Consider the following 22,243-nt stretch of genomic DNA (forward strand, 5'->3'; position numbering starts at 1 on the left):
GATGAAAGCGGCTCAATTAATTGAACAAATTCCGCAAATCCCAACTTTTAAAAAGTTCGGTAGGGTTACTAGAGTTGTTGGCTTAATGATTGAGTCGCAAGGTCCAGATAGTTCTATAGGTGATGTCTGTAAAATTCATGTGGAAACTGTAAATCATGGTCACCAGATTATTTTAGCAGAGGTCGTTGGTTTTAAAGATGAAATAGTCGTCTTGATGCCTTTTACCTCCTTACGTGAAATATCTATTGGCTGCCTTGTCGAAGGGACGGGTGCTCCACTGGAAGTAAAAGTGGGTCCTGAGTTGATCGGCAAAGTATTGGATTCTATGGGGAATCCAATTGATGGCACACTATTACCTAAAGGTCTCATGACAGTCCCTACAGAGCAAGATCCACCAAACCCACTAACTCGTCCACCGATTAATGAAAGGCTTGAAGTGGGAGTCAAGGCTATTGACGGTATGCTAACGGTTGGAAATGGACAACGTGTTGGTATTTTCGCCGGTTCAGGTGTAGGTAAAAGTACATTACTTGGTATGATCGCAAGAAATACACAAGCTGATTTGAATGTCATTGCGTTAATAGGAGAGCGTGGTCGTGAGGTTCGAGAATTCATCGAACGTGATCTAGGTGCTGAAGGCTTAAGTCGGTCTATTGTTGTTGCAGCCACTTCCGATCAACCAGCATTAATGCGGATTAAAGGGGCATTTACAGCTACAGCAATCGCTGAATATTTTAGAAATCGAGGCTTAAATGTCATGTTGATGATGGACTCCGTTACACGTGTGGCTATGGCACAACGTGAAATTGGACTTGCCACAGGAGAACCACCAGCACAAAAAGGCTATACACCTTCTGTTTTTGCGATTTTACCTAAATTACTAGAACGTACAGGCACTAATGAAAAGGGCTCTATAACAGCATTCTATACGGTTTTAGTAGATGGGGACGATATGAATGAACCGATTGCGGATACTGTCCGAGGGATATTAGATGGTCATATTGTATTGGATCGAAATCTTGCCAACAAAGGGCAATATCCAGCAATAAACGTCTTGAAAAGTGTGAGTCGTCTGATGAATCACGTTGCAGAGCCAACTCATAAAAAAGCTGCTGAACGATTAAGAGAGCTCTATTATACATATGACAAATCAGAGGATTTGATTAATATTGGTGCTTATAAAAGAGGAACCTCTAAAGAAATTGATGAAGCAATTTATTATGAACCGCTCATTACTGCTTATCTTAAACAGGGTTACTTAGATAAAGTGACCCTAGAAGAAAGTGTCAATGAGTTAATAACATTATCGAACGGTGGTGCGAAATAGATGGTCAGTTATGTGTATCGTTTTGAAAAAGTGTTAACTATTCGCGAACAGGAAAAAAACGAAACCGAAATGGCTTATAAGGAATCTGTCCGTTCTTTTGAAGAAATAGCAACGAAATTATATGATTTGCTAAAAAAGAAAGAAGATTTAATTGCATTTCAGCAGGATCGTTTAATGGTCGGCTCATCCATAGATGAAATTCATCATTATAGTCGTTTTATTGATAGTCTCGAGAAGACAATTGCAGATGTGCAACAAAAAGTGATACAAGCCCGTGCAAAGATGAATTGGCATGAAGAAAAACTATTAGAAAAAAATTTGGAAGTACGTAAATTTGAAAAAATGAGAGAAAAGGATTTTAAGCATTTCCAACAAGAGCAAGATCGTATAGAAAGCCTTTTTTTAGATGAAATTTCATTACAAACGTATAACAAGAAAGAAATCAGGTGATTTCATGGCAAAGAAAGACAATCGAATAGCAACAGAATTAGCAGAAGAGCAACCGAAGAAAAAATCTGGGGGCTTTCTAAGGTTTTTTACTTGGATTGTACTGCCGATTATGTTTGTAGTAGCGGTTTTGCTTGTTGTGGCAACCTTAATGAATACAAATGTCTTTGATTTAGGAAAAAAGGCAATTGGTAGTTTACCTTTTATCCCGTCAGAGGAACAACAAGCAAAGGATGCTGTCGTTAATAATGACTCTAAAATAGTAGGTTTACAGGCAGAGATCCAAGAAAAAGAAGCAGAAATTACACAGCTTCAGAAAAAACTAGATACAACTATAACTGAAAAAGAGAAGCTGCTGACTGAAAAGGAACAACTTCAATTTGAAATTGAAAAATTAAATCGTGATCAAGATGATGTAAAGCGTGATTTTAACGATATTTTATCAACGTTTGATAAGATGTCACCAAAAGCCGCAGCACCTGTGTTAATCAATATGAGTGATACAGAAGCACTGCGAATTTTAACGAATTTAAAGCCTGATAAATTAGCAGCCATCTTAGAGAAAATGGATGCAAAAGATGCAGCAAAATATACGGAACTTATGGCTAAACAATAGGATAATTGAAAGGAGGTGAAAAAATAGTGGATGTAGCGATGATGCAAATGATTAATAAAACAGTACCTACAAAAACTGCAGCAACAAAGTCAACAACAGTTGGAAACGCTGATGGAAAAATAGACAGCACACCGAAGAAAGATAATTTATCAAATTTTGGTTCTGTTTTTGGGCAAGTATTAACTTCTTCAACTCAAACAACCCAGTCATCACAAACGACTTCAACAAATGAACTCGAGGATTTACAAGCGGTATTAAATGCTGACTCAATGGAGGAAGTACTAGATTTACTGGGGATTTCTCACGATGATGGCTTATTAATGCTTCAACTTGGAGAAGACGGTAAGGCAGTGGCAATGGATGAAATGCTTCATTTAGAAAATATTTTAAATGCTTTAGGGATTGATGAAGAGCAGCTTCAAAAAATCGTCCAACAGTTACTAGGAGAAGAAAAGGAAGCAAGTGATGTTTGGGAGCTCTTAACATTAGTAGATGCCCAAGCACCAGTACTACAGGCGAATATAAGCACTGCGTTACAAGGTGAAGGTCAAGTGACACCAAAAGAGGCATCACAACTTCTTCAAGTGTTGAAATTAGCGCAATTAGTAGGGCAGAAGACCGACTTAACAGCACCTCAAGAAGACCTGTTAACGACGGTGAAAAGCCTATTAACGACTTTACAAACGCAAGTAGGAACGTTGCAGGTAACAACAACTAAAACAACTGTTACATTGCCATTACAAGGCTTCCAGCAAGTTGTTCAGCAAGTCCAAGTGACGAAACAAAGTGAAACAAATACAAATGACATGGTGACGCCACAAACTGTACAAACGAAACCAGACACATTCCATGTAACGTTACCGACGGCTAAGCCTGCTCAATCCGAAGCTTTACTAAAAGAAATGCAAGCCATTATCAATCGAGCACAGATTTCGAATGCTCAAGGTATTACACGTTTAACCATAAAATTGTATCCAGAAAATCTAGGGACGGTTCGTATTGAACTTGTACAAAATGATGGAGTTCTTACAGCCCGTATACTTGCTTCTACAGCCCATGGACGTGAATTGCTTGATAACCAAGCACATCAGCTAAAACAGGCTTTTACTCAGCAAAATATACAAGTAGATCGCCTTGATATTGCACAATCATTACAAGATGCTGATCGTCAACAACGTGATCAAAGCTTCTTCAATAATTTCTTTAAACAACAGCAGGACGAAGAACAGGATCAAAAAAGTGATGATGAAGATGAAGGAATGTCCTTTAGTGACTATTTAATAAGTGAGGAGGTGTAATTATGGCAGATACTACAACAAAAGTGACAAATACATCAATAACGGATGATCTTTACTACTCCAATTATAGAAAGCCAACGAAGCAAACAGGAAATAGTGAGCTTGGTAAAGACGCATTTTTAAAATTGTTGATTACACAATTACAGCATCAGGACCCTACAAATCCAATGGACGACAGGGAGTTTATTTCTCAAATGGCGCAGTTTTCTTCGTTGGAACAAATGCAAAATATGACAAAGGCAATGGAATCATTATTGTCATCACAGCAACAATCTCAAATGATGAATTATGCAACCTTTATTGGCAAGGAAGTCAAATGGCATGAAATAACAGAAGAAAAAGATGAAAAAGGAAATCCTGTAATCAAAGAAGGTACAGGTGTAATCGAATCGCTTAAATTTGTGGATGGTAGTGTTGTTTTCAAATTAGTAGATGGAAAAGAAATCACACCTGGTAATATATCTGGAATTTTAGGTGGAGCTGGCAATTCTAGTTCAAATGGCAGTAATAATGTTCAAGAATCTCCGTTAGTGAAGGCTAGCCAATTAATTGGAAAGAATGTAACGTATAAAGATGGTGACCAAGAGCTAACAGGACGAATTATCTCTGTTTCCAATAAAGATGGGGTCATTAATTACGTACTTGACAATGATAAAAAGCTAACAGATAAAGATTTTACTGTTATTAGTGAATAAAGGTGGAGAATAATGATGGATAAGTTTTCAATTCATCGTGTACCCTTGCATCCATCTATTCGCACAGTACAGCCTAAGCCAATCAATACACAACAATCGTTTAAAGCGCATTTACAGGAAGCTTCTAAACATGAGCTAAAGGTGAGTAAGCATGCGAATGAACGTATTATTGAGCGTAAAATTAATATCTCTGAACAAGAATGGCAGGTTGTATCGGATAAGGTATTTGAAGCACACTCAAAAGGTGTCAAACAACCATTAGTCTTGATGGATCAAGCAGCTTTAATTATCAGTGCTAAAAACGCTACGGTTATTACAGCAATGGATCGCACGGAAGCAAAGCAACAGTTATTTACTAATATTGACGGCACAATTGTGCTTTAAAGGCTGGACCTTCTTACGTAAGGAAGCCTTGGTGAGCTGACTGATAGAGGCTCACCCTATATAAAACGAAGGGAGAACGAAAACATATGTTACGTTCTATGTATTCAGGTATTTCAGGTCTTAAAAACTTCCAAACAAAGTTGGATGTAATTGGTAATAATATAGCAAACGTTAATACAATTGGCTTTAAAAAAGGGCGTGTAAATTTTAAAGATTTAATGTCTCAAACGCAGGCAGGTGCATCCGCAGCAACAGCTACGCGAGGAGGAGTTAATCCACAACAAGTTGGTTTAGGTGCCCAATTAGCAGCAATTGATACAATACATGGTGGTGGCTCATTACAAGGGACTGGCCGAGGACTTGACTTAGGGATTGAAGGAGATGGCTTCTTCATGGTTGCCGATGCAAATGGAGCTCCAGACCCAGATACTGGCTTTATTGAAGAAGAGGGCTTCAACAATACCCTATTTACTCGTAATGGTGTGTTTTATATGGATAGCAATGGTTATTTAGTTAATGCTGATGGTAAATATCTAGTAGGTGTATCTGCTGGAGATCAAATTGTAATGGTAGCTGATGATGATGGTATCAATCCAGAGGATGCACCAATTGCTTCAGGTGAAGAAGGTGCAAATTTATTTGACGATGATGGTGTACTAGCCCCTGATACGGGAGATGTAGGTCCGATACGTATCCCAACGACTGCTAAAGAGATTAATATAGGACAAAATGGTACGATTGAATATGTTGACCTAAACGGTAATCGTAAATGGGCAGGACAGCTGATTATGGCAAAATTCCCGAATGCTGGTGGTTTAGCTAAGGTAGGAGGCAACTATTACCAACAAACAGCTAACTCAGGAGCTGCTTATGCACAAGTAGCCACTGTTGCAGGGATGGGTAAAGTAGTTCCTGGGACAGTAGAAATGTCCAATGTTGACTTATCTGAAGAGTTTACAGAGATGATCGTTGCTCAGCGTGGTTTCCAAGCGAACACACGTATTATTACAACTTCAGATGAAGTGTTACAAGAACTAGTAAACTTAAAACGATAATAATATAGTCCTTTCATAACGGACATTTTTACAAACATATTTTTCATATGAGGGAGGGTCGGGCCGGCTCTCATGCTAGACCCGGCCCTAATTCATGATTGAACTAACACGTCTAAATGGCAAAGCATTTACCTTAAATGCTTTATACATAGAAACAGTCGAATCATTTCCAGATACGACTATTACATTAACAACTGGAACAAAATTAATTGTTTTAGAGAGTGAAGAAGAGGTGCGACAAAAGGTAACTGCCTTTTATAACAATATACAAATACTATCCAACCCGCATCTACGAGGTGAAGAAGATGAAGAATAATAAAATGCTAACAATGATTATTATTTTACTAGTAGCAGTCATTCTGATTGGGGTTATTTTGTTTGTATTGCTCACGCAATTTAATAAACCAACAGGTGCTGTTGAGCCGTCCATTGATGAGATTGTAGAGGCTACAGTGGAGGTACCAGAGATCACGACAAATCTAGCAGATAATAGAGTTGTACGCCTGTCATTAAAAATCCAAACGACAAGCAAGGAAGCTGGTGCAGAGTTAACAAAGCGCGTTTTCCAAGTGCAAAACATTGCCATTCAAGAGCTTTCTGAAATGGAGAAAAAGGACTTAGAAGGTAAGCAAGGGAAACAAATTTTCCAAAAATCATTAAAAACACGATTAAATGAGTTAATGCAAGAAGGAGAAGTCCAGGAAGTATATTTTACCTCCTTCATTACTCAATAAAACAGAAACTGCTTGAATTGGAGGTGGGCAAATGGCAGGAGATGTGTTATCTCAATCCGAGATAGATGCGCTGCTTTCCGCTATATCGACAGGGGAAATGTCAGCGGATGACATAAAAAAAGAGGACGAGGGACGAAAGGTTAAAGTCTATGATTTTAAACGAGCACTTCGCTTCTCAAAAGATCAAATCCGAAGTTTGACCCGAATACATGAAAATTTCGCACGACTATTGACAACCTTTTTCTCAGCACAGCTTAGAAGCTATGTACAAATTACAGTTGCATCAGTAGACCAAATACCATTTGAAGAGTTTGTCCGTTCCATTCCAAATATGACACTCATTAATGTATTTGAAGTGCCACCATTAGATGGTAATATATTGATGGAAATCAATCCGAATATTGCCTATTCAATGTTAGATCGCCTAATGGGCGGTAGTGGGGCGAGTCATAGTAATGTAGATAACCTAACGGAAATTGAAACAAAAATTATGACAAACCTTTTTGAACGCTCATTCGACAATTTACGCGAAGCATGGGAAAATGTTGCGGAAATTGATCCAATATTAGTGGAACTTGAAGTAAATCCACAATTTTTACAAATGATTTCACCTAATGAAACGGTTGTTGTAATTTCGTTAAATACGATTATTGGTGAGACAAGCGGTATGATTAATATTTGTATTCCACATGTTGTGTTGGAGCCAATTGTTCCAAATCTTTCAGTTCGTTATTGGATGCAAACCAATACGAAGGAGATGTCACCAGAGCAAACAAAAATGCTTGAAACACGTGTGAAACAAGCCCAATTGCCACTCTCAGTTGAATTAGGTTTGACAGACATCACCATTGAAGATTTCCTAACAATGCAAGTTGGAGATGTTATACAGTTAGATCAAAAAATCGAAGCACCATTACTACTAAAAGTAGGAACATTGCCGAAATTTACTGTTCAACCAGGTAAAAAAGGTAAAAAATTAGCAATCCAGATTATCGACCCTTTGAAAGGAGGAGACGAAGATGAGTGATGAAATGCTCTCCCAAGAAGAAATTGAAGCGCTATTAAGGGGCGAGACGTTGGGAGATAAAAACAACGACACTGATGCTTCAACAAATGAAGAAATAAATGAGATACGAGTGGAGGATTACCTTGATTCGTTTGCACAAGATGCATTAGGAGAGGTAGGCAATATATCCTTTGGTAGCTCTGCCACTGCTCTTTCAGCGTTATTGGGTCAAAAAGTAGATATTACTACACCAAGTATTTCGATGATTAATCGCAATAAATTAGAAGAGGAATTTCCTCATCCATATGTAGCTGTACAAGTTGAATATACAATTGGTTTGACAGGTATGAATTTACTTGTTATTAAACAATCCGATGCAGCAATTATCGCAGATTTAATGTTAGGTGGCGATGGATTAAATCCGAAGCCAGACTTAGGTGAAATCCAGCTAAGTGCTGTTCAAGAAGCTATGAATCAAATGATGGGCTCAGCTGCTACATCGATGTCGACGGTCTTCAACAAAAAAGTAGATATTTCTCCACCGACAATTGATTTAATGAACATCTCGCAAGATGAAGGTCGAGAAAATATTCCAGAAGACGATTTGCTGGTGAAAGTTTCATTTAGATTAAGAATTGGTAATTTAATTGATTCAAATTTAATGCAATTATTACCGCTTAAATTTAGTCAAAATATTGTAAAATCATTATTAGGTGAAACAGGAGTATTTGAGGAACCTGTGGCAGCAACGATTGCACCTGAAGCTCCACCAGTTGCACCACCACCTGTACAACAGCATGTTCCTGTAGCCCCACCATCTGAACAACCAGTTTATCAGCAGCAATCAGCACCGATGCAGCAACCGATTTATCAGGAGCAACAACAATTTGCACAACCAGCAAGACCGGCACAGCCTGTCAATGTGCAACAAGCGCAGTTTGCTAGCTTCGATACAAATGTAATCTCTCAATCTGAAGCTAGAAATTTAAATATGCTACTTGATATTCCATTGCAAGTTACTGTAGAGTTAGGACGTACGAAACGTTCTGTTAAAGAGATTTTAGAACTCTCAAGTGGTTCAATTATTGAACTGGATAAATTAGCGGGGGAACCGGTTGATATTTTAGTCAATAGTCGTTTAATTGCTAAAGGGGAAGTCGTTGTTATTGACGAAAACTTTGGTGTCCGTATTACAGATGTTTTAAGTCAAGCAGAGCGTTTAAATAATTTAAGATAGTTTCAATTGGAGGAGTTAACCATGTCTAAAAGAATTTTGATTGTAGACGACGCTGCATTTATGCGCATGATGATCAAGGATATTTTATCAAAAAATGGATTTGAAGTAGTTGGAGAGGCAGCAGATGGTTTACAAGCTGTCGAAAAGTACAATGAACTAAAACCAGATTTAGTAACAATGGATATCACAATGCCAGAGATGGACGGTATTGCAGCTCTTAAAGCAATTAAGGGAACAGATCCAAGTGCAACTGTAATCATGTGTTCAGCAATGGGGCAACAAGCAATGGTAATCGATGCGATTCAAGCTGGTGCGAAAGACTTTATCGTAAAACCTTTCCAAGCAGATCGTGTAATTGAAGCGATTCAAAAAGCGCTAGGATGATTGCATGAAAATGTTAAAATCATTTCGTTTCACGATGATTTTCGCATTTCTTGTATCCTTCCTGTTTTTGTACCCGACACCAACTTCTGTCTATGCAGATGCTGACACAAATAGTGTCACGGATTGCATTAAAGACCCAGAAGCTTGTAATGGAGATACGACTGATCCAGCTGCTAAACAAGAACCAACTGTAACAGCAGCTGGAGATATATCTGCATGGGAATACATAAAAATGGTTTTGGCGCTTATTTTTGTTGTAGCTTTATTTTATGGATTGATGAAGTTTTTAAATAAACGAAATTTAAACTTCCAACGTAATCAAATGGTACAAAATTTAGGCGGTTTATCGTTAGGTGCGCAAAAGTCAGTTCAGCTTTTACAGGTAGGTAAAACATTGTATTTAGTTGGGGTCGGAGAAGATGTTCAGCTTTTACGAGAAATTACAGATCCTGAAGAAGTTGAAGCTCTTTTAGCACTTTATAACGAAAGGCAAGAATTTGCAGCAACATCACCGTATATTGCAGAAGTACTTTCTAAGTTTAAGAGAAAAGATAGCATAAATATGCAAAATGAGCAGCAAAAGCAAGATTCATTTGGCAATCTATTTGAAAAAAAGCTATCCGAAATAAAACAGGAGCGTAGTGATGAGATAGAGAGATGGAAGCAGAAGGAGAAGGATGGTAAATGAATGATTTAATCAATATTTTTTCCAACAGCGATCCAACGAACGTCTCGACATCTGTAAAGCTCTTACTTTTACTAACAGTTTTATCACTTGCACCAAGTATTTTAATTTTAATGACATCCTTTGCTCGTATAGTCATTGTCTTATCCTTTGTGCGTACAGCATTGGCAACACAGCAAATGCCACCAAATCAAGTAATCGTTGGGCTGGCACTATTTTTAACGTTTTTTATCATGGCACCAACCTTTCAAGAGGTTAATAAAGAGGCATTACAGCCATTGTTTGCTGAAGAAATTGGTATAGAAGAAGCCTATGATCGTGCTAGTGTGCCATTTAAAGAGTTTATGAGTAAGCATACTAGGCAAAAAGATCTAGATTTATTTTTAACATATAATCAAGCAGAAAAACCAGCATCAGTGGAGGAAATCCCACTGACTATGCTTGTACCTGCCTTTGCTTTAAGTGAAATTAAAACTGCATTTCAAATTGGATTTATGATTTTTATTCCATTCCTAGTGATCGATATGATTGTCGCGAGTACATTAATGTCGATGGGGATGATGATGTTACCGCCAGTAATGATTTCATTGCCATTTAAAATATTATTATTTGTACTGGTTGATGGCTGGTATCTCGTTATGAAATCGTTACTACAAAGTTTTTAGGGGATGATACAGTATGACAGGTGAGTTGGTTATTTCCATTGCAGAGCGTGCTATTATGATTATCCTTCTAACAAGCGGTCCGCTACTATTAGTTGCTTTAATCTCTGGTTTAGCGGTAAGTATCTTTCAAGCCACAACTTCGATACAAGAGCAAACGTTAGCATTTGTACCAAAAATTATTGCTGTCTTAGTGGCCATCGTATTCTTCGGTCCTTGGATGCTATCTCAAGTTACAAGCTATGCGAGAGACATATTCGAGAATTTAACGCGTTATATAGGGTGAGTACATGAATGAATTAATTCCGCATTTAACGGTTTTCTTATTAGTACTTGTGCGCATCTCAGCCTTTTTTGTTACAGTTCCTTTTTTTTCATATAGAACCATTCCACCACAAGTCAAAATTACTCTCGCACTGGTTTTAGCTTGGATGATGTACTATACAATTGATGTTGAGCCATTTGCATTCAATGATGATTACATATTATTAGTGATGAAAGAAGCACTAGTTGGACTATTACTCGGTCTAATGGGCTATATCATCATGTCCGCAATTCAAATTGCAGGAAGCTTTATCGATTTTCAAATGGGTTTTGCTATTGCCAATATAATTGACCCGCAAACAGGTGCTCAAAGTCCATTAATTGGTCAGTTTTTTAATATGCTAGCACTGCTTTTATTGTTAGCAATTGATGGCCATCATATGATTCTTAATGGAATCTACTACAGCTATCAATTTTTCCCGATGGATCAATTCCCAAATTTTATGAGCGAAAACTTTCCTCAAGTTATTATCAAAACTTTCACAGCAGTTTTTGCCATAGCATTCCAGATGGCTGCTCCTGTTGTAGCGACCTTATTTTTGGTCGATTTAGCTTTAGGGATCACTGCAAAAACAGTACCACAATTAAATATATTTGTTGTCGGTTTTCCTATTAAAATTGGTGTTAGTTTTTTAGTGTTATTTACAATGATGGCCGTTATGATTCAAGTTATTCAAAAGCTTATTACGATAATGATTTATGGGATGCGTGATTTAATGGCCATTTTAGGTGGTGGATAATATGAGACTACTACTGAATTTAGAGCTACAATTTTTTGCGGGTGAAAAAACAGAAAAGGCAACACCGAAAAAACGACAGGATGCTCGAAAAAAGGGGCAAGTTGTCAAGAGTCAAGATATTTCTAGTGCCATTGTAATGTTAATGGTATTTATCTTTTTGTTTTTCTTTGCAGGCTCTTTGCGTGATGAGCTATTAGCCTTTTTCAGGCAAACCTTTATTCATAACATACGCATTGAATCACTAACGATTGATAGTGTGATGCGCTTATTTACAGAAACTTTGATTCAAATGGCTTTTATCATTGTGCCAATTATGGCGATTGCATTTGTCGGAGCACTTGCAGGTAACTTTTTGCAATTTGGCTTTCTCTTTACGTTAGAGCCAATGAAGTTTGATTTAAAAAAGATGGACCCTATTAAAGGGTTAAAAAAGATATTTTCCGTGAAAGCCATTGTGGAGTTAATAAAGTCTGTTTTAAAGATTGGTTTTATCGGAAGTGTCACAACAATTATTATTTGGTCCAACTTACCGGAAGTTTTGGCATTATCATTTAAAAGTCCATGGATGACACTCATTACGGTAGGGAAGCTTGTTGGTATTATGGGTATAGCGGCTTCTTTAGTATTACTTTGTGTATCCGTTTTAGACTGGATGTATCAAAAACATGAGTATGAAAAAAATCTTAAAATGTCTAAGCAAGATATTAAAGATGAATATAAAAATAGTGAAGGTGACCCTCTAATCAAATCAAAAATCAAACAACGCCAACGTGAGATGGCGATGAGACGTATGATGTCAGAGGTTCCTAGTGCGGATGTAGTTATTACCAACCCTACTCACTATGCAATTGCCCTCAAATATAATGAGGACAGTATGGATGCCCCTCGTGTTATTGCGAAGGGGACAGACTTTATTGCTCAAAAAATCAAACTGATTGCCAAAGAACATGATGTAATAATGGTTGAAAATCGACCTTTAGCACGTGCTATGTATGATCAAGTAGAAATAGGCGATCAGGTACCAGAGGAATTTTTCAAAGCAGTAGCAGAAATACTCGCTTATGTTTACCGTATTAAGCGAAAAATTTAAGGCTTTTTGTAGGAGGGACACAAATGAAAGTTCGCGATATTGGGGTTTTAGGTGCGGTTATTTTAATCGTTGCGATGCTCATCATCCCTCTTCCTCCGTGGATGTTAAGTTTTTTAATTGTCATTAATATTACATTAGGATTAATTGTATTGCTTACAGCAATGAGTATGAAAGAAGCATTGGATTTTTCCATTTTTCCTTCGGTGATTTTACTATTAACTTTGTTCCGATTAGGACTAAGTGTTTCCACAACTCGTGCAATTTTAGCTAATGGAGATGCAGGTTCAGTCGTTGAAACCTTTGGTGATTTCGTAGTTGGAGGAAATATCCTTGTTGGTTTAGTCGTCTTCTTAATTTTAGTGTTAATTCAGTTTATTGTAATTACAAAAGGTGCAGAACGAGTAGCAGAAGTAGCAGCACGTTTCACACTTGATGCGATGCCAGGTAAACAAATGAGTATTGATGCTGATTTAAATGCGGGGATTATTTCCGAAAAGGAAGCACGCGAACGACGTGAAAAAGTTGCGGGGGAAGCGGACTTTTACGGTGCAATGGATGGTGCTACAAAATTTGTAAAAGGGGATGCCATTGCTTCGATGGTAATGGTTATTATCAACCTATTATTTGGTATCATCATTGGCGTCGTACAAATGGGGCTTCCCTTTGCAGAAGCGGCAACTCATTTTTCGAAACTAACTGTCGGGGATGGTATTGTATCCCAAATTCCCGCCTTGCTTATTTCAACTGCTACAGGGATTGTCGTAACAAGAGCCTCTTCTAAAGGTAGTCTTGGTCAAGACATTACAGGGCAATTATTTGCTCAAGCAAAGCTGCTTTATGTAGCAGGAGGTACGATTGTATTACTAGGGCTATTTACGCCAATTCCAAACTGGGTGACACTTCCAATAGGTCTCTCGTTAATTGCGGGAGCTTATATGATGGAGCGTAAGAAGCCAGAGGATGAAGAAGAATTACAGGAGATTGAGGAAGAAGTGGCTACTGACGGCATGAAGAGCCCTGAAAATGTTGTGAATTTATTAAATGTGGACCCAATTGAATTTGAATTTGGTTATGGATTAATTCCCTTAGTAGATGCCGCTCAAGGTGGAGATTTGTTAGACCGTGTTATCATGATTCGTCGACAGCTTGCTTTGGAGTTAGGTATCGTTATCCCAGTAGTTCGTATTCGAGATAATATTCAGCTTCAACCAAATGAATATCGAATTAAAATAAAGGGGAACGAAATGGCACGAGGTGAACTTTTACTAGATCATTATTTAGCGATGAGCCCAGGCGATGATGATTCTATTGAAGGTATTGATACTGTGGAGCCATCATTTGGATTACCAGCTAAATGGATTACAGAGCAAGTAAAAGAGGATGCAGAAATGTATGGTTACACGGTTGTAGACCCACCAAGTGTGGTGTCAACACATCTAACAGAAATTATTCGAGCAAATGCTCATGAGTTATTGGGCCGTCAAGAGACAAAGCAGTTAATCGATCACTTACGGGAATCCCATCCAATTTTAGTAGAAGAATTAACACCTGCACCTTTATCTACTGGGGAAATCCAAAAGGTACTGGGTAAGCTTCTTCGAGAAAATGTATCTGTGCGTAACTTACCAATTATTTTTGAGACACTTGCAGACTATGCAAAATTAACGAGTGATACAGATATCTTGGCTGAGTATGTGCGTCAAGCATTGGCACGCCAAATTACAGCGCAGTATGTTGGGGATAGTTCGGTATTAAAGGTGATTACGGTTTCAGGAAAAGTAGAGAAAATGATTGCGGATAGTATCCAACAAACGGATCACGGAAATTACCTAGCGATGGACCCACAAGATTCTCAAACAGTATTAGAAACTATTGCAGCGGAAGTAGAGCGTGTATCCTTTATGGAGCAATCAGCTATTATATTATGCTCTCCAGCAGTTCGGATGTATTTACGACAATTAACGGAGCGTTATTTCCCACAAATCCCGGTTCTATCCTATAATGAATTGGATGCTTCGGTTGAAATTCAAAGTGTTGGGGTGGTGAATGTTCAATGAAAATGAAAAAATATTATGCATCATCCATACCAGAGGCGATGAAGCAGGTGCGAGCAGAATTAGGTGAGGACGCAGTCATTTTAAATTCAAAAGTCGTCATTACAAAGAAATTTTTTGGGATGATAAAAAAGAAGAGTTTTGAAGTGGTTGCAGGTGTTGATGCAATGGAGCCACGTCAAGTGGCTTCAGTACCAACACCTGCTGTTCTGCCTGTAGCAAAAAAAGAAAATGCAAGGTTACAAGAGATTACAAATGCTATTCAAGCAAAAATACATCAGGAACCACCCCAGGATGTAGCAGTACATGAGGACGCTAGCATTTCAGAAGAATTGAGAAAAGAAATTGCTGATTTAAAATCATTAATGCAATCTATGCATAAAAAGACTACCCAAGCTCAATATCCCGATGAACTCTTACCCTTCATTGAATACTTAAGACAGCAAGAGCTAAGTGAAGAGCTCATCACAACGATAGGTGATGAGCTTTTTATGCATTTCAAAGAAGCATCTGAAATAAATTTTTCGCAATGTAAATTGATAACAAAAAATTTACTACGTAAGAAGCTAGAAGTACTTCCAGTCGGAGGATTGTCCTACGAAAGAAAATATATAAATATTTTAGGGCCAACAGGTGTTGGGAAGACTACAACTATTGCCAAAATGGCTGCTAGAGCTGTGTTAGAAAAAAAGAAAAAGATTGGCTTTATTACGACAGATACTTATCGGATTGCGGCAATAGAGCAGCTTAAAACATATGCTGGTCTTTTACAAGCTCCTGTTGAGATTGCTTACAATGCAACAGATTTTGAACAAGCGATCCAAAGATTATCACATTTAGATTTGGTATTTATTGATACAGCTGGTCGAAATTATAAAGAAGTCAAATACGTTGATGATCTCCAACGTCTCATAAAATTCGATGATCAAGCAGAATCTTATTTAGTCCTTGCAATGACAACGAAAGAAAGAGATATGGAGAATATTGTAGATCAATTTAAGCAATTACCAATTGAAAAATTCATTTTTACAAAAATTGATGAAACAAATTCTATTGGCACAATGATCAATTTAATGATTAAATATAATAAAGGACTTGCTTACTATACGAATGGTCAAGAAGTACCAGAAGATATTGAAGAAGCTGATTTAGAAGCAGTACTTAATTTGTTTTTTCAAGGTGAAGAAAAATGAGAGACCAAGCTGAAGCATTACGCTTAAAAATGATGAAACAGCAAGGCGAACTAGGTAGAGCGATTGCAGTTGTAAGTGGCAAAGGTGGAGTAGGTAAAAGTAACTTCACAATGAACTTTGCCATGACTTTAGCCCAAAAGGGAAAAAAAGTTGTCATTGTAGACATGGATATTGGGATGGGAAATATCCATGTCTTAATTGGGAAAAATGCTTCTTATAGTTTAAAAGATTACTTGGAAGGAAATAAGTTACTAGATGAGGTAATATTTGAAGGGCCTTACGATTTAAGGTATATTTCAGGTGGGTCAGGTATGACGAGTGTGCTTGATTGGTCTCATAGTATGTTCGAACGACTTATTCAAGCATTTGAAGAACTTCAAAAAAACTATGATTATATTTTATTTGATATGGGAGCTGGTGCGACAAATTGGTCGCTAGATTTACTCACATCCATCGATGAAATTATCGTGATTTCAACAGCGGAACCTACTTCTATTACAGATGCGTACTCTATGATGAAATATATTCATGTTCGAGATCCAGATAAGCAGTTTTATATTCTCTGTAACCGCGCTTTCAGTAAAGAAGAAGGAATAGAAACGAATGAACGTTTACAGTTAACAATGAAACGTTTTTTAGACAAAGAAACGATCATTCTTGGCTCATTACCTGAAGACCCAGTTGTGCGTAAGGCAGTGCGCGAGCAAGTGCCATTCTCTCTTGCTTATCCAGACGCATTAATATCAAAGACATTGCAACTTATTGTCGTTCGTTTTATGGAGCAACGTGCGGGGGAAATACACGCACATGATCAAACAACGAAAAAATTTTTAACGAAACTTAGAAGTATTTTCTCGAAAGGGCGTGATTAATTGGACTTTTTGCATAAAAGCAAGCTTTTAGTTGTGGATGATTCTGCTTTTATGAGAAAGCTAATTAGTGACTTTTTTGTTGGCAACTCGAAGGTGGAAGTAGTTGGAACAGCTCGAAATGGTAAAGATGCGATCAAAAAGATACAATCGTTGAAGCCAAACGTTGTGACAATGGATATTGAGATGCCTGAAATGAATGGGCTCGACGCTTTAAAAGAAATTATGATACAATGTCCAGTTCCTGTAGTAATGCTCTCAAGTACCACGCAACGTGGGACAGAAAATGCAATTGCAGCGATTGAGGGCGGGGCAGTCGATTTTGTTGCCAAGCCGAGCGGGACCATTTCCCTTGATTTACATAAAATTCAAAATGAACTTGTGCACAAAGTGGAACAAGCTGCAACGGTGCCAATTTCCAAATTGAAAAAACCTTCTGGTAGTAAACGACAACAAGAACAAGTGACAAGGGTGAGTACCGTAATAAAGGAACCACAACAACATGGACGAACAAATACGTCTACTAATGTTGTTTCTACTAAGGTAGCCGTAACTAAACCAATGGTAGAATGGAGTAAGGTAGGAAAGAAGATTGTGCTAATTGGCACTTCAACAGGAGGACCTCGCGCACTTCAAGAGGTTGTTACTAAAATTCCTAAGTCTATTCAAGCTCCTATATTAATTGTTCAGCATATGCCTGCTGGATTTACTAAATCGCTTGCGACCCGACTTGATCAGCTAAGTGAAATTTCTGTTAAAGAAGCTGAACAGGGTGATATTTTGCAAAATGGAGTGGCTTATATTGCACCAGGTGGGTATCATTTAAAGCTTAGAAAAGTAGGGACGACTTTTGGCATTGTTCTTGATAATCAAGAAGCACCAAGATCTGGCCATCGACCTTCTGTAGATGTTATGTTCGAAGATGTTAGTCAATATAAAGATTTTGATAAAGTAGCAGTGATTATGACAGGTATGGGCCATGATGGATCTAATGGTTTAAAAGCATTAAAAAATACTGGCAATGTCATTGCTATTGCAGAATCAGCAGAAACTTGCATTGTATATGGTATGCCGAAAGCAGCAGTAGAAACGCAACTTGTTGATGAAGTTGCAGATGTAGATGATATTGCACAAACAATAATGAAATATTTGCCTTAAAAGGGGTGTCCTCTTATGGAAGTCAATCAATATTTAGAGATGTTTATTGAAGAAAGTAAAGAGCATTTACAAGCGTGTAGTGAACATTTATTAGAATTAGAAAAAAATCCAGATGATTTGGCAATTGTTGGGGAAATATTCCGCTCTGCACACACTTTAAAAGGTATGTCTGCCACAATGGGCTTTGAAGATTTAGCAGATTTAACACATAAAATGGAGAATGTTTTAGATGCCATCCGTAATGAAAAGATTCATGTTACACCCGAAATTTTAGATGTTGTATTTGAATCTGTTGATCATTTAGAGGAAATGGTGATGGATATTGCTAACGGTGGGGATGGTAAGCGTGATGTTTCCTCAACTGTTGCACAGCTAAAACGAATAGAACTAGGCGAGGAAGCAATCCCAGAGGTGGTAGCAACGATTGCTGCACCGGTTGTTGAAAGTGTATTAGAATATGATTCGTTTGAACAAACAGTCATTACACAATCGGCTGAACAAGGCTTTAATGCTTTTGAAATTTCAGTAACATTACGCGAGGATTGCCTTCTTAAGGCAGCACGTGTATTTATGGTGTTTGAGATTTTGGAAAAAGATGGAGATGTCATTAAATCAAGTCCATCTGTTGAAAAGCTAGAAGACGAGCAGTTTGACCAACAGTTTTATGTGGCTTTTGTCACAAAAACATCAGCTGAGGATATGCAGAAAAAGCTAATGAAAGTTTCTGAAGTTGATGAAGTAATTGTGACAGTAATTGACCAAAGGAAATTTAGTGAAAAAGAATTTGAAGCTCATCAAGAGGTAGCAGCAACTGTAACAGCAGTGGCTGAAGTAGCTGCTATTCCAACTGATACGCCTACTGCTAAAGCTGAGCCTGTTGCAAAACCAGTCAAAGAAGCTACACCTGCAAAGACTGATAAAAATCATGCACCTGTAGGTAATAAAACAATTCGTGTAAATATAGAACGGCTAGATATTTTAATGAACTTGTTTGAAGAGCTTGTCATTGATCGTGGTCGACTGCAATCTATCTCTACTGAAGTCAATCATGGCGAGCTAAATGAAACAGTAGAGCGTATGAGTCGTGTGATGGGCGATTTGCAAACTATTATCTTAACAATGCGAATGGTACCAGTAGAAACAGTTTTCAATCGTTTCCCGAAAATGATTCGTCAGCTATCACGTGATTTAAATAAGAAAATCAACCTTGAAATTATTGGTGCTGAAACAGAACTAGATCGTACAGTAATCGATGAAATTGGAGATCCGCTTGTTCACTTGATCCGTAATTCTGTGGATCATGGCATTGAGAATCCAACTGCTCGTCGTGCAAAAGGCAAGCCTGAAGAAGGAACGGTCGTATTGCGTGCCTATCATAGCGGAAACTACGTCTTTATTGAAATTGAAGACGATGGAGCGGGCATAAATCGAGAAAAAGTATTAGCGAAAGCTATTTCAAAAGGTATTGTTACACAAGAACAATCATATTCAATGTCTGATAAACAAATAAATGAGCTTATCCTAGCCTCAGGCTTCTCAACTGCAGATGTCATTTCGGATGTATCTGGTCGTGGAGTAGGTTTAGATGTTGTAAAAACAACGATCGAATCACTAGGTGGCAATATTTCAATTGAATCAACACAAGATGTTGGATCCATCTTCTCGATTCAATTACCACTGACATTATCGATTATTTCAGTTATGCTTGTGGAGATTGAAAAGGAAATTTATGCAATTCCACTATCTTCTATTATTGAAACATCTATTATCCGTTCATCAGAGATTATGAATGCGCATAATCAAAAAGTAATCGACTTCCGTGGCAAAGTTGTACCATTGGTATTCTTAGAGGAAATCTTTGAGGTACCTCGTCAAGAGCATCAAGATGAAGAATTCCACTCAGTAGTGATCGTCCGTAAGGGTGAAAAACTTGCTGGTTTAGTGGTGGATTCATTCATTGGCCAACAAGAAATTGTCTTGAAGTCTTTAGGAAATTACTTAACAAATATCTTTGCCATTTCAGGAGCAACAATCTTAGGCAATGGTAAAGTAGCCTTAATTGTAGATTGCAACGCACTAATTAAATAAGGTGAATGAATAAGAGAGGTGTAAAGTATGACAAATGCAGTGGAGCAAGAAAGTATTAAAGTAATAGTTTTTCAGTTAGCAGATAAAGAATATGCAATTCCTGTGTCCCATGTTCAAGGTATCGAGAAATTAATGCATATCACACGTGTACCGAAAACAGCGAAATACGTAAAAGGTGTAATCAATCTACGAGGTGTTGTCACACCGATTGTGGATTTACGTGAACGTTTTGAATTACCTATTTCTGAACATGAGGAAACAACACGCATTATCATTATTTCATTAGAAGATATGGAAGTAGGCTTTGTAGTGGATTCCGCTAACGACGTTATCGATATTCCTGCAAGTGCTATTGAACCGCAACCTGAAGTCGTTGGCTCACTTGAAGAAGAATTTATTTCAGGCGTTGCTAAAGTAGAGAAGCGATTATTAATCTTATTACATTTAGAAAAAGTATTAAATCCACTAAAGTAGGGATCGATAATGACATTTAATCAAAAAATTACATCACTACATTTAGATGTATTAAAGGAAATTGGAAACATTGGTGCTGCGCATGCCGCGACAGCACTTTCCAATTTACTTGGGAAAAAAATTGATATGCGCGTTCCAAAGGTAGAAATGGTGTCCTTTAACGATATGATGGAGTTGGCTGGTGGATCAGAAAACGTTGTTGTTGGCATTTTCCTTCGTATTGAAGGTGATGCTGAAGGAAGTATGTTCTTTATTTTACCTATCGAACAAGCAAACCGCTTTATACGTCGACTCATTTTCGACGATTCTTTTGACTTTGAAAAACGACCTGTTTCAGAGTTAGGTTTATCAGCTATGCAAGAAATGGGGAATATTTTATCGGGCTCTTATTTATCTGCCTTATCGGATTTTACTAATTTAAAAATTTATCCGACTGTGCCAGGTCTAAGTGTTGATATGTTTGGAGCTATAATAAGCATTGGTTTAATAGAATTATCTCATGTCAGTGATAATGTTATTGTTATAAATACATCCATTTTTGAAGAAGGTGTGGAAGACCATGAAACGGTGAGGGGCCATTTCTTCCTACTACCAGATCCTGACTCATTTGATGCGATTTTTAAAGCATTAGGGGTTTCGTGATATGTTAACCAATAGTAGTGGACAAGTGATTAAAGTGGGAATTGCACAAATGGATGTAGTAAAGCTACCTAACACGATTCGAACTTCTGGTCTTGGTTCATGTGTTGGTGTTATTTTGTATGATGAGTCAAAAAAAATTGCTGGTTTAATCCATGTGATGTTACCAGATTCCAGTTTAGGAAGAGCTGAGTCAATCAATGTCGCGAAATTTGCAGATTCAGGGATTGCTGCAATGATTGATTTATTAAAGTTAGAGGGCGTTCAAAAATTTAAGCTCAAGGCAAAAATTGCAGGGGGTGCGCAGATGTTCCAATTTACTTCTGACAAAGATACAATGCGTATTGGTCCCCGCAATGTAGAAGCTGTCAAAAATGAATTAAAGAGACAGGGCATCCCTTTAGTGGCAGAGGATACTGGTGGAAATAGTGGTAGAACGATTGAATTTAATCCTGCAACGTCGATATTACATATCCGAACAGTTAACCAGGGAGTGAGTGAAATCTAATGTTTGGTTCTATATTTTACAACCTATGGGGAGCATTAATTGCCTTTTCGATTTATTTTTTTAGTACATTTCAAAAACCATTTACGCCTCTGCGAATCCTAATTAGCTCTTTTATTGCAGCAACCATCGTATTTTTTGTAATGTTCATTGTACGTTTTCTAATTGCTTACATCTTGTTTACACCAGAAGTAGATGAGGAAGCGGTTGAAGGTGAATTAGAAGAAAAGGAACTTGATTCTACGGAAGGCGTAAACCATGAAGTGCCAACAGCTAATTCTACGGTTGAATTTCAAGATGAGAATACCGAGGAAATTGCACAAGTAGTACGAACGATGATGAATCGAGAAGAAGATCAACAAGTGAATGCATAAAAAAAGAGTCGTGAATAACGACTCTTTTTTTATTTGGCTTGAAGTTTGTATTATACGAAAAACTTAAGTAAAATTTATTTTTTTTATATTATTCATATATACAGTCCTCATGTTAGCATATTTGTACAAAGGTAAAAGCTATTAATCAGAAAACCACAAGTTATAAAAATGTAGCTTGTTCTGTCAATCAATCACCAGAAAAAAT

At 37.6% G+C, this 22,243-nt stretch carries 26 protein-coding genes; all 26 read left to right on the top strand.

All coding sequences use genetic code 11. From position 1 onward, the window contains the following. Position 1: 1 nt before the first annotated feature. Positions 2-1,327: a flagellar protein export ATPase FliI gene (gene fliI, locus MHB39_RS05395; protein ID WP_026023492.1), complete on the top strand. Its 1,326-nt coding sequence runs from the start codon at positions 2-4 to the stop codon at positions 1,325-1,327. Then, entirely contained in the window at positions 1,328-1,777 is a 450-nt protein-coding gene (gene fliJ / locus MHB39_RS05400; protein WP_036080477.1) for a flagellar export protein FliJ, read from the top strand. It abuts the gene before it with no gap. Between the two features lie 4 nt (positions 1,778-1,781). After that, complete coding sequence (locus MHB39_RS05405; RefSeq protein WP_342545979.1) at positions 1,782-2,390, top strand: hypothetical protein; 609 nt, start codon at positions 1,782-1,784, stop codon at positions 2,388-2,390. 26 nt (positions 2,391-2,416) lie between these two features. After that, positions 2,417-3,688, top strand: coding sequence for a flagellar hook-length control protein FliK (locus MHB39_RS05410; protein WP_342545980.1), 1,272 nt, complete (start codon positions 2,417-2,419; stop codon positions 3,686-3,688). A gap of 2 nt (positions 3,689-3,690) precedes the next feature. Next, positions 3,691-4,383, top strand: a complete 693-nt coding sequence (gene flgD, locus MHB39_RS05415) for a flagellar hook assembly protein FlgD (protein WP_258859558.1) — start codon at positions 3,691-3,693, stop codon at positions 4,381-4,383. 15 nt (positions 4,384-4,398) lie between these two features. Further along, a complete protein-coding gene (locus tag MHB39_RS05420) occupies positions 4,399-4,767 on the top strand; it encodes a TIGR02530 family flagellar biosynthesis protein (protein WP_258859557.1) in 369 nt (122 codons plus the stop codon). Positions 4,768-4,853: 86 nt separating this feature from the next. Next, positions 4,854-5,822: a flagellar basal body rod protein FlgG gene (gene flgG / locus MHB39_RS05425; protein ID WP_312123996.1), complete on the top strand. Its 969-nt coding sequence runs from the start codon at positions 4,854-4,856 to the stop codon at positions 5,820-5,822. 94 nt (positions 5,823-5,916) lie between these two features. Then, the gene (locus MHB39_RS05430) at positions 5,917-6,138 is read left to right on the top strand and encodes a flagellar FlbD family protein (RefSeq protein ID WP_016994570.1); all 222 of its coding nucleotides are present in this window, start codon (positions 5,917-5,919) and stop codon (positions 6,136-6,138) included. Next, positions 6,128-6,556, top strand: a complete 429-nt coding sequence (fliL, locus tag MHB39_RS05435) for a flagellar basal body-associated protein FliL (protein ID WP_016994569.1) — start codon at positions 6,128-6,130, stop codon at positions 6,554-6,556. Before MHB39_RS05430 ends, fliL begins: the two co-directional genes overlap by 11 nt. A 31-nt stretch (positions 6,557-6,587) precedes the next feature. Then, positions 6,588-7,583: a flagellar motor switch protein FliM gene (fliM, locus tag MHB39_RS05440; RefSeq protein WP_004269290.1), complete on the top strand. Its 996-nt coding sequence runs from the start codon at positions 6,588-6,590 to the stop codon at positions 7,581-7,583. Next, entirely contained in the window at positions 7,576-8,799 is a 1,224-nt protein-coding gene (gene fliY, locus MHB39_RS05445) for a flagellar motor switch phosphatase FliY (protein WP_016994568.1), read from the top strand. The genes fliM and fliY overlap by 8 nt, the downstream gene beginning before the upstream one ends. 21 nt (positions 8,800-8,820) lie before the next feature. Next, on the top strand, positions 8,821-9,183 hold the full coding sequence (locus tag MHB39_RS05450) for a response regulator (protein WP_004269288.1): 363 nt from the start codon (positions 8,821-8,823) through the stop codon (positions 9,181-9,183). 4 nt (positions 9,184-9,187) lie between these two features. Beyond that, positions 9,188-9,871: a flagellar biosynthetic protein FliO gene (locus MHB39_RS05455; RefSeq protein WP_036080460.1), complete on the top strand. Its 684-nt coding sequence runs from the start codon at positions 9,188-9,190 to the stop codon at positions 9,869-9,871. After that, complete coding sequence (gene fliP / locus MHB39_RS05460; RefSeq protein ID WP_016994566.1) at positions 9,868-10,533, top strand: flagellar type III secretion system pore protein FliP; 666 nt, start codon at positions 9,868-9,870, stop codon at positions 10,531-10,533. The genes MHB39_RS05455 and fliP overlap by 4 nt, the downstream gene beginning before the upstream one ends. A 13-nt stretch (positions 10,534-10,546) precedes the next feature. Then, entirely contained in the window at positions 10,547-10,816 is a 270-nt protein-coding gene (fliQ, locus tag MHB39_RS05465) for a flagellar biosynthesis protein FliQ (RefSeq protein ID WP_004269285.1), read from the top strand. 4 nt (positions 10,817-10,820) lie between these two features. Beyond that, on the top strand, positions 10,821-11,594 hold the full coding sequence (gene fliR, locus MHB39_RS05470; protein ID WP_258859554.1) for a flagellar biosynthetic protein FliR: 774 nt from the start codon (positions 10,821-10,823) through the stop codon (positions 11,592-11,594). Between the two features lies 1 nt (position 11,595). Further along, positions 11,596-12,684 carry a flagellar biosynthesis protein FlhB gene (gene flhB / locus MHB39_RS05475; RefSeq protein ID WP_036080455.1) on the top strand — a complete coding sequence of 363 codons (1,089 nt, stop codon included), beginning with the start codon at positions 11,596-11,598 and terminating at the stop codon, positions 12,682-12,684. 23 nt (positions 12,685-12,707) lie between these two features. After that, a complete protein-coding gene (flhA, locus tag MHB39_RS05480) occupies positions 12,708-14,741 on the top strand; it encodes a flagellar biosynthesis protein FlhA (RefSeq protein WP_036080453.1) in 2,034 nt (677 codons plus the stop codon). Next, positions 14,738-15,931 (top strand): flagellar biosynthesis protein FlhF, encoded by a 1,194-nt coding sequence (flhF, locus tag MHB39_RS05485; protein ID WP_258859553.1) that lies wholly within the window; start codon positions 14,738-14,740, stop codon positions 15,929-15,931. Before flhA ends, flhF begins: the two co-directional genes overlap by 4 nt. Continuing rightward, entirely contained in the window at positions 15,928-16,803 is an 876-nt protein-coding gene (locus MHB39_RS05490; protein ID WP_016994563.1) for a MinD/ParA family protein, read from the top strand. Before flhF ends, MHB39_RS05490 begins: the two co-directional genes overlap by 4 nt. After that, positions 16,804-17,958 carry a chemotaxis response regulator protein-glutamate methylesterase gene (locus tag MHB39_RS05495; protein ID WP_016994562.1) on the top strand — a complete coding sequence of 385 codons (1,155 nt, stop codon included), beginning with the start codon at positions 16,804-16,806 and terminating at the stop codon, positions 17,956-17,958. A 15-nt stretch (positions 17,959-17,973) separates the two neighbouring features. Then, complete coding sequence (locus MHB39_RS05500; protein WP_036080449.1) at positions 17,974-20,046, top strand: chemotaxis protein CheA; 2,073 nt, start codon at positions 17,974-17,976, stop codon at positions 20,044-20,046. Between the two features lie 27 nt (positions 20,047-20,073). After that, entirely contained in the window at positions 20,074-20,520 is a 447-nt protein-coding gene (locus MHB39_RS05505) for a chemotaxis protein CheW (protein ID WP_004269272.1), read from the top strand. A gap of 9 nt (positions 20,521-20,529) precedes the next feature. After that, entirely contained in the window at positions 20,530-21,162 is a 633-nt protein-coding gene (locus tag MHB39_RS05510; protein WP_016994561.1) for a chemotaxis protein CheC, read from the top strand. Position 21,163: 1 nt separating this feature from the next. Further along, positions 21,164-21,667: a chemotaxis protein CheD gene (locus tag MHB39_RS05515; RefSeq protein ID WP_004269269.1), complete on the top strand. Its 504-nt coding sequence runs from the start codon at positions 21,164-21,166 to the stop codon at positions 21,665-21,667. Beyond that, positions 21,667-22,038 (top strand): hypothetical protein, encoded by a 372-nt coding sequence (locus tag MHB39_RS05520; RefSeq protein ID WP_312123995.1) that lies wholly within the window; start codon positions 21,667-21,669, stop codon positions 22,036-22,038. The genes MHB39_RS05515 and MHB39_RS05520 overlap by 1 nt, the downstream gene beginning before the upstream one ends. The last annotated feature ends 205 nt before the right edge of the window (positions 22,039-22,243 follow it).

The sequence above is a fragment of the Lysinibacillus sp. FSL K6-4013 genome, from assembly GCF_038630435.1.
Lineage (GTDB): Bacteria > Bacillota > Bacilli > Bacillales_A > Planococcaceae > Lysinibacillus > Lysinibacillus boronitolerans.

Excerpts from the sequence above, each read along its gene's own strand:
- MHB39_RS05450 (WP_004269288.1), top strand. The coding sequence starts at position 8,821 with ATGTCTAAAAGAATTTTGATTGTAGACGACGCTGCATTTATGCGCATG.
- fliJ (WP_036080477.1), top strand. The coding sequence starts at position 1,328 with ATGGTCAGTTATGTGTATCGTTTTGAAAAAGTGTTAACTATTCGCGAA.
- flhA (WP_036080453.1), top strand. The coding sequence starts at position 12,708 with ATGAAAGTTCGCGATATTGGGGTTTTAGGTGCGGTTATTTTAATCGTT.
- MHB39_RS05405 (WP_342545979.1), top strand. The coding sequence starts at position 1,782 with ATGGCAAAGAAAGACAATCGAATAGCAACAGAATTAGCAGAAGAGCAA.
- fliL (WP_016994569.1), top strand. The coding sequence starts at position 6,128 with ATGAAGAATAATAAAATGCTAACAATGATTATTATTTTACTAGTAGCA.
- MHB39_RS05490 (WP_016994563.1), top strand. The coding sequence starts at position 15,928 with ATGAGAGACCAAGCTGAAGCATTACGCTTAAAAATGATGAAACAGCAA.
- fliM (WP_004269290.1), top strand. The coding sequence starts at position 6,588 with ATGGCAGGAGATGTGTTATCTCAATCCGAGATAGATGCGCTGCTTTCC.
- flhB (WP_036080455.1), top strand. The coding sequence starts at position 11,596 with ATGAGACTACTACTGAATTTAGAGCTACAATTTTTTGCGGGTGAAAAA.
- MHB39_RS05420 (WP_258859557.1), top strand. The coding sequence starts at position 4,399 with ATGGATAAGTTTTCAATTCATCGTGTACCCTTGCATCCATCTATTCGC.
- MHB39_RS05520 (WP_312123995.1), top strand. The coding sequence starts at position 21,667 with ATGTTTGGTTCTATATTTTACAACCTATGGGGAGCATTAATTGCCTTT.
- MHB39_RS05515 (WP_004269269.1), top strand. The coding sequence starts at position 21,164 with ATGTTAACCAATAGTAGTGGACAAGTGATTAAAGTGGGAATTGCACAA.
- MHB39_RS05455 (WP_036080460.1), top strand. The coding sequence starts at position 9,188 with ATGAAAATGTTAAAATCATTTCGTTTCACGATGATTTTCGCATTTCTT.
- fliQ (WP_004269285.1), top strand. The coding sequence starts at position 10,547 with ATGACAGGTGAGTTGGTTATTTCCATTGCAGAGCGTGCTATTATGATT.
- flgD (WP_258859558.1), top strand. The coding sequence starts at position 3,691 with ATGGCAGATACTACAACAAAAGTGACAAATACATCAATAACGGATGAT.
- MHB39_RS05510 (WP_016994561.1), top strand. The coding sequence starts at position 20,530 with ATGACATTTAATCAAAAAATTACATCACTACATTTAGATGTATTAAAG.
- MHB39_RS05430 (WP_016994570.1), top strand. The coding sequence starts at position 5,917 with ATGATTGAACTAACACGTCTAAATGGCAAAGCATTTACCTTAAATGCT.
- flhF (WP_258859553.1), top strand. The coding sequence starts at position 14,738 with ATGAAAATGAAAAAATATTATGCATCATCCATACCAGAGGCGATGAAG.
- flgG (WP_312123996.1), top strand. The coding sequence starts at position 4,854 with ATGTTACGTTCTATGTATTCAGGTATTTCAGGTCTTAAAAACTTCCAA.
- fliY (WP_016994568.1), top strand. The coding sequence starts at position 7,576 with ATGAGTGATGAAATGCTCTCCCAAGAAGAAATTGAAGCGCTATTAAGG.
- fliR (WP_258859554.1), top strand. The coding sequence starts at position 10,821 with ATGAATGAATTAATTCCGCATTTAACGGTTTTCTTATTAGTACTTGTG.
- MHB39_RS05505 (WP_004269272.1), top strand. The coding sequence starts at position 20,074 with ATGACAAATGCAGTGGAGCAAGAAAGTATTAAAGTAATAGTTTTTCAG.
- fliP (WP_016994566.1), top strand. The coding sequence starts at position 9,868 with ATGAATGATTTAATCAATATTTTTTCCAACAGCGATCCAACGAACGTC.
- fliI (WP_026023492.1), top strand. The coding sequence starts at position 2 with ATGAAAGCGGCTCAATTAATTGAACAAATTCCGCAAATCCCAACTTTT.
- MHB39_RS05500 (WP_036080449.1), top strand. The coding sequence starts at position 17,974 with ATGGAAGTCAATCAATATTTAGAGATGTTTATTGAAGAAAGTAAAGAG.